The sequence below is a fragment of the Croceicoccus sp. Ery15 genome (assembly GCF_020985305.1).
GTDB lineage: Bacteria > Pseudomonadota > Alphaproteobacteria > Sphingomonadales > Sphingomonadaceae > Croceicoccus.
In genome coordinates this window covers 2,850,862-2,869,995 of sequence record NZ_CP087588.1, presented here as the reverse complement: position 1 = coordinate 2,869,995, position 19,134 = coordinate 2,850,862, and the positions used below count along the sequence as shown (strand labels likewise).

14 protein-coding genes are annotated in these 19,134 nt (G+C 53.5%); 9 read left to right on the top strand and 5 right to left on the bottom strand.

Annotated features, from left to right (window positions below; translation table 11 throughout):
- Positions 1–5 precede the first annotated feature (5 nt).
- The 3 genes from LOZ77_RS14075 to LOZ77_RS14065 all read left to right on the top strand — a co-directional run bounded on the left by LOZ77_RS14075 (position 6) and on the right by LOZ77_RS14065 (position 3,840).
- A complete protein-coding gene (locus tag LOZ77_RS14075; protein ID WP_230279625.1) occupies positions 6–2,210 on the top strand; it encodes a polysaccharide biosynthesis tyrosine autokinase in 2,205 nt (734 codons plus the stop codon).
- Between the two features lie 86 nt (positions 2,211–2,296).
- The gene (locus tag LOZ77_RS14070; RefSeq protein ID WP_230279624.1) at positions 2,297–3,469 is read left to right on the top strand and encodes a hypothetical protein; all 1,173 of its coding nucleotides are present in this window, start codon (positions 2,297–2,299) and stop codon (positions 3,467–3,469) included.
- Positions 3,466–3,840 carry a hypothetical protein gene (locus tag LOZ77_RS14065; RefSeq protein WP_230279623.1) on the top strand — a complete coding sequence of 125 codons (375 nt, stop codon included), beginning with the start codon at positions 3,466–3,468 and terminating at the stop codon, positions 3,838–3,840. The genes LOZ77_RS14070 and LOZ77_RS14065 overlap by 4 nt, the downstream gene beginning before the upstream one ends.
- 65 nt (positions 3,841–3,905) lie before the next feature.
- Here the strand turns inward: LOZ77_RS14065 and LOZ77_RS14060 are convergent, their stop codons facing one another.
- Positions 3,906–5,861, bottom strand: a complete 1,956-nt coding sequence (locus LOZ77_RS14060) for a nucleoside-diphosphate sugar epimerase/dehydratase (protein WP_230279622.1) — start codon at positions 5,859–5,861, stop codon at positions 3,906–3,908.
- A gap of 348 nt (positions 5,862–6,209) precedes the next feature.
- On the opposite strand from LOZ77_RS14060, the gene wecB reads away from it, so the two are divergent.
- Genes wecB through LOZ77_RS14045 form a run of 3 tightly spaced genes read left to right on the top strand, consistent with a single transcriptional unit; the run spans position 6,210 to position 9,876 of the window.
- Complete coding sequence (gene wecB, locus LOZ77_RS14055; protein WP_230279621.1) at positions 6,210–7,379, top strand: non-hydrolyzing UDP-N-acetylglucosamine 2-epimerase; 1,170 nt, start codon at positions 6,210–6,212, stop codon at positions 7,377–7,379.
- A complete protein-coding gene (gene wecC / locus LOZ77_RS14050; RefSeq protein WP_230279620.1) occupies positions 7,376–8,617 on the top strand; it encodes a UDP-N-acetyl-D-mannosamine dehydrogenase in 1,242 nt (413 codons plus the stop codon). Before wecB ends, wecC begins: the two co-directional genes overlap by 4 nt.
- Positions 8,614–9,876: an O-antigen ligase gene (locus LOZ77_RS14045; protein WP_230279619.1), complete on the top strand. Its 1,263-nt coding sequence runs from the start codon at positions 8,614–8,616 to the stop codon at positions 9,874–9,876. Before wecC ends, LOZ77_RS14045 begins: the two co-directional genes overlap by 4 nt.
- Here the strand turns inward: LOZ77_RS14045 and LOZ77_RS14040 are convergent.
- Genes LOZ77_RS14040 through LOZ77_RS14025 form a run of 4 tightly spaced genes read right to left on the bottom strand, consistent with a single transcriptional unit; the run spans position 9,851 to position 13,605 of the window.
- Entirely contained in the window at positions 9,851–11,431 is a 1,581-nt protein-coding gene (locus LOZ77_RS14040) for a hypothetical protein (RefSeq protein ID WP_230279618.1), read from the bottom strand. The genes LOZ77_RS14045 and LOZ77_RS14040 overlap by 26 nt on opposite strands.
- 12 nt (positions 11,432–11,443) lie before the next feature.
- Positions 11,444–12,682, bottom strand: coding sequence for a hypothetical protein (locus LOZ77_RS14035; protein WP_230279617.1), 1,239 nt, complete (start codon positions 12,680–12,682; stop codon positions 11,444–11,446).
- 9 nt (positions 12,683–12,691) lie between these two features.
- A complete protein-coding gene (locus tag LOZ77_RS14030) occupies positions 12,692–13,249 on the bottom strand; it encodes a DapH/DapD/GlmU-related protein (protein WP_230279616.1) in 558 nt (185 codons plus the stop codon).
- Positions 13,246–13,605, bottom strand: coding sequence for a DapH/DapD/GlmU-related protein (locus LOZ77_RS14025; RefSeq protein WP_230279615.1), 360 nt, complete (start codon positions 13,603–13,605; stop codon positions 13,246–13,248). The genes LOZ77_RS14030 and LOZ77_RS14025 overlap by 4 nt, the downstream gene beginning before the upstream one ends.
- 265 nt (positions 13,606–13,870) lie before the next feature.
- On the opposite strand from LOZ77_RS14025, the gene LOZ77_RS14020 reads away from it, so the two are divergent.
- The 3 genes from LOZ77_RS14020 to LOZ77_RS14010 all read left to right on the top strand — a co-directional run bounded on the left by LOZ77_RS14020 (position 13,871) and on the right by LOZ77_RS14010 (position 19,134).
- On the top strand, positions 13,871–15,079 hold the full coding sequence (locus tag LOZ77_RS14020) for a glycosyltransferase (protein ID WP_230279614.1): 1,209 nt from the start codon (positions 13,871–13,873) through the stop codon (positions 15,077–15,079).
- A gap of 102 nt (positions 15,080–15,181) precedes the next feature.
- The gene (locus LOZ77_RS14015; RefSeq protein ID WP_230279613.1) at positions 15,182–17,311 is read left to right on the top strand and encodes a bi-domain-containing oxidoreductase; all 2,130 of its coding nucleotides are present in this window, start codon (positions 15,182–15,184) and stop codon (positions 17,309–17,311) included.
- The gene (locus LOZ77_RS14010; RefSeq protein ID WP_230279612.1) at positions 17,308–19,134 is read left to right on the top strand and encodes a heparinase II/III family protein; all 1,827 of its coding nucleotides are present in this window, start codon (positions 17,308–17,310) and stop codon (positions 19,132–19,134) included. Before LOZ77_RS14015 ends, LOZ77_RS14010 begins: the two co-directional genes overlap by 4 nt.

Genomic DNA, 19,134 nt, shown 5'->3' with positions numbered 1-19,134 from the left:
AACCCATGAACGATATTTCGGCCCGACTTGCAGTCGCCCATAAAAACAATGTGAAAAAAGTTGGAGATGCCGTCGCGAACGAGGCAGAAGAATTTTCAGCGCTTCACCATTATTTGCGTATTGGGCTGCGTTGGCGCTGGGTTATTATTGGTGCGACAATCGCGGGCGTCGTTCTGGGCCTTCTCGTCACCTTATTGATGACGCCGAAATATACGGCCACGGCGACCATCGAAATCTCCCGGGAATCTGGGCAGGTCACCAATTTCGAAGGTGTCGAGCAAGATGTCAGTGTCGCCGATCAGGAATTTTACCAGACACAATACGGTCTGCTGAAGTCCCGCACGCTGTCAGAGCGGATCGCGACCGAACTACGGCTGGTCGACGACCCCGAATTTTTTGAAATGTTTGGCGCCGGCAATAGTGATGACAAGGCCTTTGAGCTTTCCAACGGGCGCTATACAGCACAGGGGCGGTCACGGCGCCAGAGGATCGCGGGTGAACTTCTGAACGAGAATGTCAGCGTTGACCCGACCCGTATGTCGCGCTTGGTCAATATTCATGTGACCAGCCCTTCGGCCGTACTTTCGACCCGTATCGCGAACGCATGGGCTAAAAACTTTATCGAAACCAATCTGGAGAGAAAGGTTCAGGCGACCTCCTATGGCCGCTCCGTGCTCGAACGCCAGCTTGCGGAATACAAGCAACGACTTGATGAATCACAGCGCCAACTCGTCGGCTATGCTTCCCGTCAGGGCATCATCAATCTTCCTACGCAGGGAGAGAATGATACCCATGAACGTTCAATTATTGCAGATAGTTTGAGCGCGCTGAATGCCGAACTCACCCGCGCGACGAGTGAACGTATCGAAGCAGAAGCCCGCTTTCGGGAGGCGGGCGCGAACGGTACGTCAAGAGAAGCTCTTGCCAATTCCACTATCAACAACTTGCGTCAACGGCGGGCCGAACTGACCGCGCAGTATCAACAGCTGATGGTGCGGTTTGAACCCGGATACCCACAAGCACAAGCGATCCAGCAGCAGATTGCCGAGATTGAGCGTTCGATTGCAACCGAAGAACGCCGTGTCGCCAGCCTGCTCCGTGCAGAATATAATCAGGCATCAGAACGCGAATCCACATTGCAGAAGAATGTCGATTCCCTGAAGTCAGATTATCTGGATCTGCGCCGCCGTTCGATTCAATACAATATCTATCAGCAGGAAGTTGATACGAACCGCGCTTTGTACGATGGCCTACTACAAAGATTTAAAGAGATCGGTGTGGCCGGGGGCATTGGCGTGAACAATATCGCCATTGTCGATCTGGCCAACATGCCGGAGAGACCCTCCAGCCCGAAATTTTTGCTCAATGTGCTTATCGCGACGATCGCGGGCCTGCTGATTGGTGTAGTCGCAGCACTGGGACTTGAACAGCTGGATGACACCATTGCAGACCCCGTCGAATTGCATCGTAGGCTTGGTCTGACTTTGCTGGGGTCTGTGCCGAAAGTGAAGGACGAGGCGCCCAAGGATGCATTGATCGATCCAAAATCAGAACTATTCGATGCCTATCTCGCGGTGCAAACCAATCTTGCCTTTACAACAGATCATGGGCTGCCTCGGGCGTTTGCTGTCACTTCGACCAGACCGGCCGAGGGCAAATCGACGACAGCACTGGCGCTCGCCACAACTCTATCGCGCGCCGGTCGCAAGGTGATGCTGATCGATGGCGATATGCGCTCGCCCTCGGTGCATCAGCTTGGCGGCGTCAGCCACGAGCGAGGGCTGAGCAACTTCCTGACGGGCGAGGAGGATATCGACAACTTGACCTTCCCGATGCCCGATATGGGTTTTGTCGCAATGTCCGCCGGTCCCATTCCGCCCAACGCCGCCCAACTGCTGACAGGCAATCGCCTGACCGTGTTAATCGAGCGTCTGCTCGAAACCTATGACAATGTCGTCATCGATAGCCCCCCCGTGCTGGGCTTGGCCGATGCATTGCTGATTGCCAATCAGGTCGAGGGCGTCGTGTTCGCGGTAGAATCACATGGTATTCAGACTAACCAGGCGAAAACAGCATTGCACCGCTTATCGGGTGCCAATGTTCGCATTCTTGGCGGTGTGCTGACCAAATTCGATATGAAGAGGGCGCATTTCGGTTACGATTATGATTACGGTTATGGCTATGGCAGCGGCTATACCGCATCGGCATAATGGCTCACGGCACAACTTCGAAGCCTAGGAGAAGATCCCGCAAGCAATGGCTTGGTCGAGCCGGGTTGGCCGTGGTGGCGTGCTATATGGGCTATGTGGCAACAACTCACTCACTTGCGGAAGTCATTCGCGCGGCGGATCCCGCAACGGCGCACACACTTTCGCCATCGAATGGGGCGGTTACCGCCGATCTGGCGCTGCACGCGATCACAGGTGCGCCACAAGCGGGTGGCCAAGACCGAGCAATATCGTTGGCCCGCCTGGCGCTTAGGCAAGATCCAACTGCAGTCGATGCCATTGAAGCGTTGGCAATAAAAAAACAGTTCGATGGCGAGACGGCCCAATCAAAAGAGCTGTTCCGCTATTCTTTCTTACTCTCGCGACGCGAACTCAGGCCCCAAATCTGGGCAATAGAGGAATCGGTCAATCGCGGAGACATCAATGGGGCATTGCGCAATTATGACGTCGCGCTTCGTACCTCCAACGAAGCACGAACCCTGCTATTCCCTGTTTTGACATCGTCGTTGACCAATGTTCAGATCAGGGATGCACTGCTCCCCATCATCCTTACACGACCCAACTGGTACGAGCCTTTCTTTAACTTTGCCGCAAAGAGCGGGATCGAACCTCAAGCGGTATCGCAGCTCTTCGATCAGGCCGAAGGCTTGGACATCGAAATCGATGCCGGGACAAAATCAGAGCTGGTCAATGCGATTGCCAAAGCTGTCGGTCTTGAAGAAGCATGGGCTTATTATGCCAGTTTCACACCAGGCATAAGCCGTTCGCAATCCCGCGATCCAAACTTTGCACTCTGGACGGATACGCCGACACTTTTTGACTGGACACTGTCCCAGGACCCGCAATTGTCGGTGGTCATGCTTCGCCTGACAGATAGCGGGGCGCTGGATTTCGCAATGCCACCCACCCGCGGAGGATTGCTTGTCAGCCAGACGCAAATCCTGCCTCCCGGCTCCTACCGACTGGAAGGACGCACCAGCATGATCGATCAGGCCGAACGCTCGCAGCCATATTGGGTTCTACTTTGCGAGGGACGCAAGGAACTCGGTCGGGTCGAAGTGCCAAATTCCGACACGATGGAAGGCAAGTTTTCCGGCCTGCTTGTAGTGCCGGAGGGGTGTAGTTCGCAAGTGCTTCAACTGATCGCCAGATCTTCGGATTCGATTGAAGGGGTAACAGGACGCATAGATAGAGCATATCTGAAACCCGAAAGACGGTCGAAGATGAAAGAAGCGAAATGAAGCTGACCCCACTCTTATTCTCGGCATCAATTCTCGCGACGATATCCATCGGAAGCGCGGGCTTGTCGCACGCCCAGACCACAGAGCCCGACAACAACTATGGCCAGAGCGACGCAGGACCAGTTGTGGAAACGCAGGCTGAAGGGCTCGAGACACTGGGTCAGACAGCCGATACCGGCGTTGGGACTGTCGGCAACCGAATCGATGTCGACCAATCTCCGCAGTTTGCTGCCCCACTCAATACAAGAATTCCCAATCGAATTCAGAATCGGCTTCGCAACCGGATCGATGAGAAATACGATCCGATGTCAAATGCATTAGCTCCATTTGACACGCCTGACGATCGTGTGCGGAGAAAGCGCCCCAGGTAAGCGCAAGCGGCTAATCATTGCCAGGGCGGGACGGTTGACCCGCACTCCTATTGGTCCGGTTCGATCTAGGCCGCATCAACGCTGACGGTTTTCGCTTTCTGGTACTCAGGCACAAGTGTCCGTAAAATATGGACTGCACGATCCCGATCGCCATTGGCCAAAGCGTCATTCAGATCGTTCAGCGTCACCTGCAACTCTTCCCAAGACAGGCGCCGTTCCATCGCATGCATGATGCGAGGGTGATTTGTCGCGCGGGGGGAATCACCGATCAGCAACTCCTCGTAGAGCTTCTCGCCCTTGCGCAGGCCCACTTCACGAATCTCTATATCGCCGTCGGGATCGTCTTCATCCCGAACAGTCAGGCCCGAAAGATGGATCATCGTACGCGCCATGTCATAAATGCGTACGGGGTCCCCCATGTCGAGCACAAATACCTCGCCTCCTTCGGCCATTGCGCCGGCCTGGATGACCAGTTGTGCGGCTTCGGGAATGGTCATGAAGTAGCGAGTTATGTCGCGATGGGTCAGCGTGACCGGTCCACCGTCTTTAATCTGCTTCTGAAAACGGGGAACAACGGAGCCGCTCGAGCCCAGCACATTGCCAAATCGCACCATTGCGAATTTCGTATCGCAATCCTCTGCGGCAAGGGCCTGTAGAACTAGTTCGCAGACCCTTTTGCTGGCCCCCATGATGTTCGTCGGTCGAACGGCCTTGTCTGTGCTCACTAGCACAAAATGCTTCACGCCCACGCGTTTCGCTTCCAGCGCGCACGACAATGTACCGATCACATTGTTCCGCAAACCTGCGATCAGATTATCCTCGACCATAGGAACGTGCTTGTATGCCGCAGCATGGAAGACCGTATCCGGCCGCCAGCGTTCAAACAGGCGCCTTGCAATCAGTTCATCTGCAACAGTTCCAAGTTCAGTGTAGATATTGGTTGACGGATCGATTCTGCCCGCAATCTGAGCTTCCCGCAGTTCCGTCTCGATCATGTAAAGCCCGTGCTCGGACATCTCTGCCAAAATGATCACAGAAGGCCGTAACTTCGCAATCTGGCGGCAAAGTTCGCTCCCGATCGATCCACCCGCCCCTGTGACCAACACCTTGCGGTCGGCAATGGTCCGGTGGAGCAGCAGTTGATTGGGCGGCACAGGGTCGCGGCCGAGCAGATCGGTGATCTCAACTTCCCGAAGATCGCTAACCGAAATCCTCCCGTCGACCAACTCCCCAATCGCCGGAAGCGTCAGAACCTGCACGCTGTAATCGGCGAACCGCCTGACTTTTCCTTCACGTTCAGCGCGAGACAATCGCGGCATCGCCAGCAGAACTGTGTCGATATCCAACCGTTCAACAAGCTTCACGACATCGGATGTGTTATACACCTTAACGTTGTCGAGATGCTGTCCCGCGAGCCGATCGTCGTCATCGATATAGCCACAGAGATACATGCCGGGCTCGTGCCGCAGCGATAGAGCCAGTTGTCGGCCGGCAGACCCAGCGCCGTAGATGATCACACGGCTTGGCGCGCCTTTGAATCCACGCTGGCTAAGAAGATCAAACAAAACATAGCGTGCGGCCATTCGGCTGATCATCAATAGAGCCGCAAACACCATCGGCTGTATGGCCGCAATTGTGCGCGGAACGCCAGGCACCTGATTAATGGTGAAAAATACCGAAAGTATCAGCGCCATGATGATGCAAGATGTCGCAATCCCCACCATCGTGCGGGATCCGATGAAGCGCATCACCGAGCGATAGATACCCCGGATCAGGAAAATAGGTAACCACAACGCGAGGCTAGCAAGAGTGACGGTCGCAATCGCAGGATCCCACAGTTCCCAGACGCCCAGACGCAGTGAAAACGCGATCAATACGGACATAACGCACAGCGTTCCGTCCATAATCAGCATTAAGGTAATCTTGGACGTACGGCTGAGATCGATCATCCACTGCAAACTGCCGATCAGCGATAGTTCGATCTTCTCCCACACCGCTTTCATCTCGCGCCTCATCGACATTAATAATTTGCATTGTCATTCGCTGGAACTGACAAGACAGATTTGGCCATAGCTGTCAGAAAAATCATTGCAACCAAAACACTTTCCAGCGGCTGCGCGTCTACCTCTACAAGCCAATCAGTTAATCATCATTCTGTCGGACGGCAGGTCAGCGGGACGAACGTTATCGGTAGGATGCGAAGAATGGCGTAGTCCCAATCGGTTGTCGTCAAAGAGTTTTTAGAAGCTCGGACCCGTCATGGATCTGTCGGCAATTTACCCTAGTATCTAGGTAGCGTCTGTGGCACGTCGCCGTCGCAATCTCTCAAATCGGGGCGCTTTCTCGCCCGGAACATCGGATGTCATTATATGCCCATCAAAGTCTTGCTCGTATTCGGAACAAGGCCCGAAGCTATCAAAATGGCACCGTTGGCGCTGAGGCTGCAGCAAGACGAGCGGTTCGATTGCCGCGTTTGTGTAACTGGGCAGCATCGTCAGATGCTAGATCAGGTCCTCGCGATTTTTCGACTACAAGCGGATTTTGATCTTGCAGTTATGCGGCCCAATCAGGGCTTGGCAGATGTAACCAGTGCGATCCTGAAAGGGATGGAGGATGTCTTTCATCAGTTCACCCCGGACATCGTACTCGTTCACGGCGACACTGCCACGACCCTATCCGCAAGTCTTGCCTCTTTTTACAACAAGGTTGCAGTAGGTCATGTCGAGGCGGGCTTACGGACGCATAATCTTTATTCGCCGTGGCCTGAAGAAGGGAACCGGAAGGTAACGGGAGCGCTCGCCACGCTGCATTTCGCACCTACTGAAACTTCGAGGCAGAACCTGTTGCGCGAAGGTGTCGAGCCGGGAAATATTCTAGTCACCGGTAACACCGTTATAGACGCATTATTGCAAGTCGTACACCGCTTGCAGGGCGACACGGAATTATGCTCCAGCGTGGATAAAGAATTGGTGATTGCCCAAAGTGACCGGAAGATGATTTTGGTGACGGGTCACCGCAGGGAAAGTTTTGGCACCGGCTTTGAGCGGATTTGCACTGCACTTTCCCAGCTGGCGCAAAGATTTCCTGCTGTCGATATTGTGTATCCGGTTCACCTGAACCCAAATGTTAGAGAGCCAGTGAACCGACTTCTCGCCGATATCGACAATATTCATCTAACAGAGCCGCTGGATTATCTGCCGTTTGTCCGTTTGATGGACCGCGCCCATATTCTGCTGACCGATTCCGGCGGGGTACAAGAAGAAGCGCCGGCATTGGGCAAGCCGGTTCTGGTCATGCGCGATACGACCGAACGGCCCGAAGCTGTCGATGCGGGCACAGTTCTGCTCGTCGGGACCGACGCCGATCTTATTGTTGCCGAAGCCTCCCGCTTGCTGGAAGACGATGAAGCATATGCGCAGATGAGCTTTGCGCATAACCCCTATGGTGACGGCGAAGCTTGCGCTCGGATTGCTAGCGGTCTGGTCGACTGGATGGAAGGCCGTGCACTAAAGAGCGCCTTGGAACACGAGGAAGCATGATCTACGACGTATCGGTTATAGGCCTTGGTTATATTGGCCTCCCAACTGCCGCAATGTTTGCATCCCGCAAGCTTAGAGTAATAGGCATCGACATTAACGAAACTGCCGTCGAAACAATCAATCGTGGCGAAATTCACATCGTAGAGCCGGATCTCGATCAGGCGGTCCATTCGGCCGTCACCGATGGGTTTCTGCATGCATCTACTTCCCCCGCCCCTGCAAAGGCGTTTCTGGTCGCAGTACCCACGCCGTTCCGGGGAACCGAACGTCAGCCCGATTTGAGCTATGTGCAGGCTGCCGCGCGGACCATCGCACCCGTTCTCCAAAAGGAAAGTCTGGTCGTGCTGGAATCCACCTCGCCCGTAGGTGCGACCGAACAGCTTGCAGAATGGCTGGCACATGAAAGGCCCGACCTTAGCTTCCCTCAAAATGCGGGTGAGAATGCCGATGTCAGGATCGCCTATTGTCCGGAGCGTGTTCTGCCAGGCAAAGTCATGCACGAGTTGATCGAGAACGATCGTGTCATTGGGGGGATGACCGCAAAATGCTCCGCAGCGGCTGTCAAGTTGTACAAGACCTTTGTAAAAGGTGATTGTATCGTAACGAATGCACGGACTGCGGAGATGGTAAAGCTGACCGAAAACAGCTTCCGCGACGTGAACATCGCTTTCGCCAATGAACTCTCGCTGATTTGCGACAAGCTCGACGTTGATGTCTGGGAACTGATCAGTCTTGCCAATCGGCACCCACGTGTAAACATCCTGCGTCCCGGCCCCGGTGTAGGCGGTCATTGCATTGCGGTCGATCCGTGGTTCATCGTTTCCAGAACGCCCGAGGAAGCAAAGATCATTCGCACGGCACGCGAAGTGAATGATGCCAAACCCGACTGGGTTGTCGCGAAAGTGACCGAGGCTGCCAATCGCATCTCAAATCCGTCCATAATCTGCATGGGCCTGGCCTTTAAGCCCGACATTGACGATCTGCGCGAAAGTCCTGCCCTTTCCATCGCCACCGAAATCGCCAGTCGCCAGCTTGGCACCGTTACCGTCTGCGAGCCCTTCGTTGCGGAGTTGCCCAAAGAGTTGAGCGAGCGGGGCGTTGCGAAGGTCGCTGAACCCGCCGTATCAGATGCCGATATCGTCGTATTTCTGACTGCGCACTCTCAGTTTTGTAATCTGGCTGGCAAAATTTCTTCAAGCGCGACGGTTATCGATGCTTGCGGAGTATTAGCCCAGTGAAACTGGTCGGCGAAATAACGCCACAAAACTGGGTGAAATCCAACACCCGAAATCGGCTACTTCGATTTGCGGTCGCCGCAAGCATATTTCTGTTTGTGACACTTATGTTTATGCCAATCTTTGAAGATGATAGCAAATGGAATTACGTTATTCCGGTAGTCATTGCACTTTCCGCCATGGCCGCACCAATGGTTCTGCACGCCGATAATTGGACCAGATCATCTCCAGTTCTACTGTTTGTGTTAATATTATGGTTCTCATTTATATTTATTCATACAATTAATTATCCGCCCGGAACCGAGTATGCATTTAACAAATTTCCATTCTTGGTATTAGTATCATTTACTGCGGTTTTTGCGGCACCGGCCGCAGTCGAACATTATGGCGCATGGCGAGCAACAGTTGTTGCCTTGATTTTCATTGGTATTGCATTTTCGGTGATTAGTTTTTTCCCGACCACCGAGAGTACAAATGCACGGTATAGTGCAATCGGTCTTAGCCCGACTATGTTGGCAAAACTGACGCTCTTGCCCCTCATTGCCGCCATTTGCTTCACGAATGAGACAAAAGGCGTCCGATGGCTTCTCTTTGGGCTAGCTGCGGTGTCGGTGATCGGATGTATTAACACCGGGAGCAGAACACCCCTTATTGCCGTCTGTCTGGCTTATGGAGCCTATTTGGTCACTCGATTCCGCTTTCACGAGATTGTAAAATCCGCCGGGATCTATGTCGCCTTTGGCACTATATTCCTAATATATCTCGGCTTCGCCAATCCCGAAGTTGTCGAAAGATTTTCATTCGAGGGGTTGAGTGTTGCCAACAACTCAGATGAAGGTGACCGCATCTATCTCTATCAGATTGCGCTAGAAATTATCCGGTCCAATCCGATGGGCATAGGCCTCGGTAACTTTTCAACCGTGTTTTGGATCAATGCGCCTCATAATATCTATCTCGAATCACTCGCAGAGCTTGGCTATCTAGGGACTCTTCCACTGTTAGTGCTAACATGGATTGGCCTAAAATCGGCAATTTTTCTTTTTAAGCTAGAGGAGAATATGGCGCATTTCTATGCCATGTTCTTCATGTACAACCTTGTAACGGCGGTTGTAGGTAACGAACTTACCCTCCCGTCGCTCATGTTCTACTTATCGATCGGTCTGGCAAGCGGCTATGCGTATTTGTCGAAACGCTCATTGACCCACGTCGCTCTAGCGCTCGAGGAGGAATCACCTGCTACGACACCTGCGCCTCATAGGTAAGAATTTCGACGCTCATCAACTGCAGATTGTCATTTTCCGGCAATCTGACCTGCACTTCGACATAACCCGGCTTGGTTTGCGCGCTACCAGCTTCAAACCTTCTTTCGGAAACAATCGGGCGAAGGTCGTCGGTGGACTCAAGTTCCTCGCTCGCCTTCATCCAGTTTGCTTCGGCCGGACCAAACCTTGCCGCAAATTCTATCGCCGACTTGCGTGAATTTGCCGATTTGCGAGTGAGCGTTTTAACTTCGACCCTGTTGCCGGCATCAGGCGGCAACGGAATGCAGAATGTTCTATGAAATCCGCCGCCTCGCTCTGCATTAGCTTCGGGGCAAATTCGATGCTGTCTTGGAAAGCCGTAGCGCGCCGTTTCGTTGCAAACGATGTTTTGATCGTAACGTACTGACGACCTATATCCACCTTCCACCCAGCCTGAACACCGTCCGGCCTGCGTTTCCCTGATCCGGAAGGGCTCCTTTGCATAAAAGACCGGTTTGGACTGGGCAAAGATTTGTGGGTTTATCACTCTGAAATCTTGCACGTTCAGCACGTCGACAGCGCGCTGCTGAGGTTTCCCTCCATTATCCTGAGGTGTAAAATTGCAGTTAGCCAAGAGGCCGCTGTTGGGTGCATTAGCAGCGTGAGGCTGTCCGTCCGTTTGCGTGTCTGTTGTCACATCGCAGTTTAGTTCATGTGTCCCGTTCTTCTCGAAATAAACTGACGTAAAGGCAAAGCCCCTCAGTTGCTCGGACAGTACTACCCCGTCACCCAGATTGCCCTCAACTGCTCCGCCGATCATGGTGAACTGCACGCAACGGCCAGTAATGATACCGGCGCCAGTTCCGGGGCCTGAAGCCGCCTTTGATCCATTACCCTGAAATTCGCCACCAAAGATCGAAATTGCGTTGCAGGCCAGGCCGGTACGAGCCCCTTGCCGCCCTTCCAGGCCGGCATGGCGGTTGAAGCGGGCAAAGCAATTTACGATGCTGTAAACCCAAGAATCCTCTATGGTTATGCCCGACTTGCCGCAATATTCCGCTCGTATATTTTCCATCATCCCGCGGGTAGGAAACTCTGACGAAGCCTTGTCAGACCTTATCTCGATTCCATTGCCCCTTCTTGATGAAACACGGAAATCGCGAAGGATATGGTTGGGTGTCGACACGATGAGCGAGCCATCGCTGAAGTTCAGCCATGAGCCGTTTTTGCCTGAGCCGCAGCCCTCGATAATGATCTGATTGTGATCGCCGCGTACAGTTGCGTCTCCCCTGACGATCACAGGACTATTGAGTAGAATTTCACCCGCCGGCAGTTTGACCACAGGCGCACCATGCCCATTCAATGCATAATCTATCGCCGACTGCAGCGCACCAGCAGCATCAGTTCTTCCGTCGGCTATAACACCGAAGCTACCGGCGAAGATTGAAGCCTGGCCGGACTCTGGACCAGCTGGCACTCTTGCCGCTTCCAACAATGCGGGATCCGAAGCCGCTGCTGCTGCAACCGAAGTTGAACCCAGACCTTTTAACAGTGTGCGCCTGCCTAGGATGTCCATTATCAAGCCTTTTTAGCGGAGCGAAGAAGCAACAACTGGCAGTCCTCTCACGGCCCTGTGGGCAAGTCGAGCGGTCAGGTTCCACCCGACAGTTCCTCTGGCGAGCCAATGTAACATTGAACTCAAAGAGACGGATAGGGCTGCGCTCTCTGTAAGAAGATAGATCGGCACGCAGGCAAAGGGGACCGTCATCGCCAGACAGAAATAGATAAGCGATATTCTTTTTATCTCATCGCCGCACCCTAACGCCCCTATAAATGATGTGATGAACGTGTAAGTAAACCTAACACCGGCAACGCAGGATATGAGAACTGCTAAATATAGAGGCGTCTCTTTTTCAGGAAAAATAACTGCCTCGACGATGTAGCCAAACGTAAAGACGGCTACAGGGACGGCCATAATCAATGGCATGAACGAAACCCGTCTATTGATAAATATATTTGCGCTAATTTTTGCATTCTGCCTAATGAATGTTCCAAGTAATGACACTAGATAAGTATTAGCGAAAACGGCTGGATACGAGTATAATATTAAAGCCCAGAAATATTGACTTATTTCATGATCAGCATTTAACAGTTTTAGAAGAACAATTTCACCATAAGACGCAATTGATAGCGAGAATGCAGCCAGGCAGAAAGGCCACGATATGCGTAACGCCGATTTGAAATCGGTCACTTCGTTATGCTGCTCTATCATTCCTTCGACAGAGCATCTCCGCCACCAGACCACGCTTAGTGCGACTGTTCCCAGACAGGACGTAATCATAATTGCTTGTGGATGCGTTCCAGTCGTAAATGACGCAACCAGCACGCCTGTCAGAAGCAAGAATTTCCAACCATCTCTCGCTACATGAGCCATGCTGAATTTACAGTTCGCGCGGAAAATGCCAAAATACAGACCCGACATTCCAAGTAATGCTGTCGCAAGGAACAACTGAAATCCGTTATGATATGCTCCGACACACCAAGCGCCCAATGACATTAGGCCAGCCAAGAGCGCTGTTAGAGTAACCGATTTCGTCAGGATCAGGGAAAGCTTGGATGGCTCACGGACGATGATCTGATCGATTCCCATCATGGCCAATGTCGAGAATGGGAAAATGAGCGATTTAAATACCGCCCAATCCGCCACCCGCTCTGACGATTCCGTCCAGCCGATCCAGATGTCGACTGCGAAGAGCGATCCGGTTCCAAGCACAAATGTTGCGGCAGATGGCACAAGTCGCCGCAGCATGGGGATAAAGCGCTGCAATTATCGTCTCTACAAAACGGAACGAACGGCTTCGGACGGCAACTCCCAACCTTCCCGCGCTGCCATTCTCCAAAAAACGTCCCTGCTATCTCCGATGATCTGTCCCGGACTTCCTATCACGACCGAAAAGTCGGGTATTGTCCCACGCACGACAGTCCCTGCGCCGATCAGACAGCCCTTGCCAATATTGGCACCCGGCATAATTACTGATCCTGTACCCACGAAAGAAAAGTCGCCGATTGAAATCTGGCCGAACTTTCCCAACGGCTTTTCCGTAAATATGCCCATCGCCTTGCCGATCGTATGGGGCGACCAATCATGAGTGAGAAGCCGGACGTAACTGGAGATAGTCACACCCTCTCCGACATATATCAGCGAATAGTTTCCGCCGTCGACGTCAGATCTGGCCGATATATAATTCGGCCACTCTTTCATCCGCATGCCCCAACGGCGATATGCCCTGAGGAGAAAGCGGTGTCGCCACTTGATCCGGAATATCGTAAGCAAGTTCACGGCCAGAGCGACAAAGCCGCGGTCGATAAATCTGGCCAGCCCGGTGGTCGTCACAGCTCGGCCCCTAATTGACGCTGTCGGATAGGTTTTGCCGGGCACCCAGCAACAACGGAAAGCGGCTCGACATCCAACCTTACGACTGAACCTGAGGCGACAATGGCACCATAGCCAATCCGTGACACCGACTGTAAAATGATCGCATCGGCACCGATCCATGCGTCATCTTCGATTATCAATGGTGAGCATTTTATGCCGGCCTCGCGCCAATTTACTCCGCAGCCGTCCACGATGTGATCGTGTGTAAAAATCTTGGCGCCTTCGGAAATGGTAATGCGGTCTCCCAGTGTGATATTTCCGGTCGCATCGACTTCAGCATTACGCGAAATATGAAGATCCTTGCCAATCTTCATGATGCCATGGCCGGGCGCGCTATGGGCCGGTGCGATCCGGACGAAATCATCGACATTTATGCCGGACGTGCCCAGATGCCTGTTATAGACCGCGTTCCGCAGAGGTCGCAATCCCGGCAGTCCGAACAATGCGCTCTGCCTGCATATGACATACAGCACCTTCCAAAATCTTCGCATGCGAACGCGCTCTTACCCTTGATAATTCAGAACTTCTTGGGCGCCGGACCGAGCAGGCACTTCGGCAGGCAATCACCGATCAACGCGGATGACTTGGGATGAAAAGGTTGATAGCAGCCTTCGCATCCACGCTTCCATCGTTCTTATTGCGGAATTTCAATTGAGTGAAGTCCATATATTTGCACCGATACCGGCAATCCGCAAGCGCACTCGGCTAGTCAAAATATGTGCATTTTTTCAGGCGCAAGGACTGAGGATACTCTACTTCGGCTGGATGCGCGACCGTAGCGAGGAAGCCTTTGCGCGCGAGGCAACACAGGGGGTAACCAACAGGATAATCTTGCAGGGTGGGGGCTATGGCGGCTCCCGAACACGGCTCTACTATCCTCTCTGGATGCTGGCTGTTTTCTGCCAAGCCCTGCGCCTGCCGAAAGGCGGCACTTGGTATTGTCTGGGCTTCGAAAGCGCCTTTCCGGCACTGATTGTCTCCAAGTGGAAACGGGCAAAGTTGATATTCGATGACGCCGACCGGTTTTCGATGATCGTCCGGCTGCCTCGTCCGTTGCAAAAATTGCTGGTATCTGCCGAGCGCTGGGCATCGCGCCATGCCGATGTGCATATTGTCCCAGGGTACTCGCGATACGAATGGCACGGAGCCAATATGCGGCTGTTGCGAAACAGCCCGACCATGCAGCAGTTTCTAACAGCTCAGGAGATTTCTGCCGGTTTCGATACCGGAACGAACTCGCAAGGCTTCACAATCTATGTGAACGGCTGGGTTGGCGAAACGCGCGGCGCACCTGTGTTTCTTGCCGCAATGAAGCAATTGGCTTCACAGCGGCCCGATGCGAAACTGCTGGTCATCGGACGGGGAGACAAAGGTGCCTTTGGCGAGCTGATCACCTTGTCGAATGTCGAATATCATACCGAAGTCCCGCAGGAAACGGCGCTTGCCTATTATTACGCCTCCGATCTCGTGCTGACCTATTACGATCCCGCGATCGATATCAACCGTCACGCCGAATCGAACAAATGGGGAGATTGCGCATTCTGCGGTGTGCCATTCGTGGTGAATAGCGAAGTTGAAACGGCAAGTTCCTTCGTGGCCGCGGGTGCCGCCTTTGCCGTCCCCTATCACGATATCGAGGGGCTGGTAGAATTGGTAACGCACTGCATGGATAATCCGCAACAGCTTCGCCAGTCGCAAGCCGCGCTAACCGGATTCCGGCATGAATTTCCTCCTTTCGATTCCGCTTTGGCGGAGATAATGGCCAGCATTTTGCCGCCCTTATCTTAGATCGAATCCGACCAGGAAACTGCCAGTGACGTCGACATGTCATATATAGAGCGACACTGCCGGACGGGATGATCCAAAATTGAAGCCTTCTAAGGGAAAAACGTGAAACAGATCCTTCAAGACCTGTCATCGGGTGCGACACAGATTGTCGAATGCCCTGCACCTGCAGTCCGTCGCAAGCAATTGCTGGTGGACACTACGGTTTCCCTAATTTCACCTGGCACCGAGCGCATGCTTGTCGATTTCGGGCGGGCCGGATTGTTGGCCAAGGCGAGGCAACAGCCAGATAAGGTGGGGCAGGTACTGGAGAAAGTGCGCACCGACGGCCTGCTGACTACAATCGAAGCGGTACGTTCAAAGATGAGCCAGCCCATTCCGCTCGGTTATAGCAATGTGGGCATCATACGCGAGGTCGGTGAGGGGTGCGACGGATTCAAACCGGGCGACCGGGTGGTATCGAACGCCCCCCATGCAGATGTCGCACTTGCCCCCGTCAACCTGTGCGCGCGCATTCCAGATGAAGTCGGCGACGAAGCTGCGAGTTTTACGGTCGTTGCCTCGATCGGTCTTCAGGGCGTCAGACTGGCCAACCCGACGTTAGGCGAGGCATTCGTCGTTACCGGCGTAGGTCTGATCGGCCTTCTGACAGTCCAGCTCTTGCGGGCGCACGGTTGCCGTGTGTTGGCCATCGATTTCGATCCGGCAAAGCTAGAACTGGCCAGAAGTTTTGGCGCAGAGATTTGCAACCCAGGGAGCGGCGAGGACCCCGTCGCAACCTGTGTCGCCTTTTCTCGGGGAAGCGGTATCGACGGTGTAATCATCACCGCCTCTACCAAAAGTTCCGATCCGGTTAGGCAAGCAGCGCGTATGTGCCGCAAGCGCGGGCGTATCGTTCTTATCGGCGTGACAGGACTTGAACTTAATCGCGCCGATTTTTATGAGAAGGAACTCAGTTTTCAGGTTTCCTGCTCCTATGGCCCGGGGCGTTACGATCCAGTCTATGAAGAGCAAGGGCACGATTATCCGCTCGGCTTCGTGCGATGGACCGAACAGCGCAATTTCGAAGCCGTACTCGACCTGATGGCGCAAGGCCAAATCGATACTTCCGCGCTGGTGACGCATCGCTATGCTTTCGCACAGGCGCCCGAGGCATATTCCACGCTGACGGATGACAAAAGCGTCTTGGGTATTCTTCTGGAGTATGCCCACCCGGTCGAGGAGCGACACGCACGGTCTGTTCAACTGACGGAGGGCAAGAGCGGAGCGCAGCCTGCGAAGGCTGTGGTCGGAATTGTCGGCGCGGGAAATTATGCCTCGCGCATGCTGATTCCGGCATTTCGGGCGGCAGAAGCAGAGCTTCATACGATTGCATCGACAGGCGGCACCAATAGCGTAATCCACGGTAAGCGGTCCGGTTTCCGGTACGCCACGTCTGACACCGACAGCATTATCGATAATGCTGACATCAACACGATTGCCATCGTGACGCGCCATGACAGCCATGCCCAGCTTACATGCAAAGCCTTACGCGCAGGCAAGAATGTATTTGTTGAAAAGCCGCTGGCTTTGACCATGGAGCAGTTGGCAGAGGTCGAAAACGCGTATTCCGCTTCGGGCCAATATTTAATGGTCGGCTTCAATCGGCGTTTCGCCCCTTTGGTTACGCAGATGAAAGCGCTGCTTCGAAGTTGTCGCGAGCCGAAGGCTTTCGTGATGGTCATGAATGCCGGAGCCATTCCGGCGGACCATTGGACGCAAGATCCCATGGTGGGTGGCGGAAGGATAATTGGCGAAGCCTGCCACCTGATTGATCTGATGCGCTTTCTGGCCGATTCTCCGATTACGTCCGTTTCGGCGCGCAGGATGGGCGAAAACCGTGCGGTAAGGCTGACCGAGGACAAAGCCAGCATCACCTTGGGTTTTGCTGATGGCAGTTTCGGGACCATCCACTATCTCGCCAATGGTGCAAGTTCCTTTCCCAAAGAAAGGATCGAAGTCTTTGTCGAAGGAAAGACACTGCAATTGGATAATTTCCGTGCGCTGAGGACATATGGCTGGCCAGGCAGCAAAAACCGAAAGCATTGGCAACAGGACAAGGGGCAATCAGCTTGCGTAGCCGCATTCCTGCGCGCAATCGAAACAGGTGGCGCTGCTCCGATCCCACCAGAACAACTATTCGAAGTCGCAAGGTTGACCATTGAAGCAACAGAGCAGTTGCGGCACCAGCGGTGAGTTCAGTCTTTTCTAGGCTGTCGACTTATTGGGCACTTGGCATCCCAAATCTCGCACGGGTCGGCGCGTATCGGCTGGCAGTTCGGGCCGGTGTTCATCCGGTCCAGCGATTGAAGGGGGCTGTTGCGCAAGGACCTTTTTTCAAGCCACGCCCTTCGGCCGCGCCAATGCATGCGATCGCGCGGGACGATTGGAAAGCCTTTGGCCCGTGGTTCGGAACGCATTCGTTCCCAGCCGAAAGCCCACCGGATTGGCATGTCAATCCATTCTCGGGGTCACGTGCAGACAGCGGTCGTAACTGGTTCGAACTTGGTGACTTCGATAGTAAAATTGGCGATATCAAGACGATTTGGGAAGCGTCGCGTTTTGACTGGCTTATTGCGATGGCGCAACGTGCTGCTCTAGGGGATCAGGAAGAACTGGACCGCCTGAACCGGTGGCTCGCCGACTGGTCAAGCAATAATCCGCCTTATAAAGGCGTCAATTGGAAATGCGGTCAGGAAGCGTCGATCCGGGTTATGCATTTGGCCCTCGCGGCTTTGATCCTGGATCAAGTCTGCGACGCTCAGATCGGGTTACTGACCCTTGTCAAAACACATCTTGCGCGAATCGCACCGACAATCGGTTATGCGATTGGTCAGCAGAACAATCACGGCACGTCCGAAGCCGTCGCAATGTATATTGGCGGAAGCTGGCTAAGTGCAGTCGGCGATGCCGCGGGCGAACTCTGGGCGCGATTGGGTCGCAAATGGCTGGAGGAACGTGCGCGATCCCTGATTGCAACCGATGGAACCTTTAGTCAGTACTCTTTAAACTATCATCGATTAATGCTTGACACCTATTCGCTGGCTGAATGCTGGAGATCGCAGTTCGCATTAGCCGAATTCTCGCCAAAACTTTATACGAAGATGATAGCCGCCACACGATGGTTATACCAGCTGGTAGATCGGGGAACAGGTGACGGCCCCAATATGGGGGCAAACGACGGCGCTCGACTTATCGCATTGACGGCCACCGACTATCGCGATTTCCGCCCATCGCTACAACTTGCTGCGAAATTATTCCTTAATCGCAGGGCAATTGCGGAATCCGGTTCATGGGACCAGCAACTCATCTGGTTCGGACTTCCTGTTGAAGGGCCGCCTTTGCCAGCTCCGGAAAGTGTTACATTTGACGATGGCGGCCTTCATGTGCTGCGTCACGCAAGTGCGGTTGCATATTTGCGATACCCGCGCTTTTCTTTCCGGCCCAGTCAGAGCGATATCCTACATGTCGATCTTTGGCACCGAGGAGTGAACCTGCTGCGCGATGGCGGTTCGTACAGCTACGCTGCCAGTGTCGAGGAAACAGCCTATTTCAGCGGCGTTGCCTCACATAATACCGTCCAGTTCGGTAGTCGCGATCAGATGCCGCGGCTGGGTCGTTTCTTGTTCGGACGGTGGCCGAAAGCTCTTGATGTCGATCGGGTTGCGATATCGCCGGAGAAGGTGCGAGCCGGAGCCGGATACCGTGACCATAATGGATGTCGACACTTCCGATCGCTCGACCTTCAAAGCGGGATACTGCATTGCCACGACATATTGTATGGAAATGCCGAGCAGGCTGTTGTGCGATGGCGACTACCACCTAGAGATTGGAAACTGAAAAATAATACCTTAACCGATGGAAAATATAGATTAGAGTTCTCAGTGGAATCAGAATTTTTTGAATTATATATTAATAGAGGATTGGAATCTAGGTATTATATGTCCAAATCTATTGTATTCTCAGTGGAGATACATGTTAAAACTCCAGCATCTATACATACGATAGTTCGATTTTGA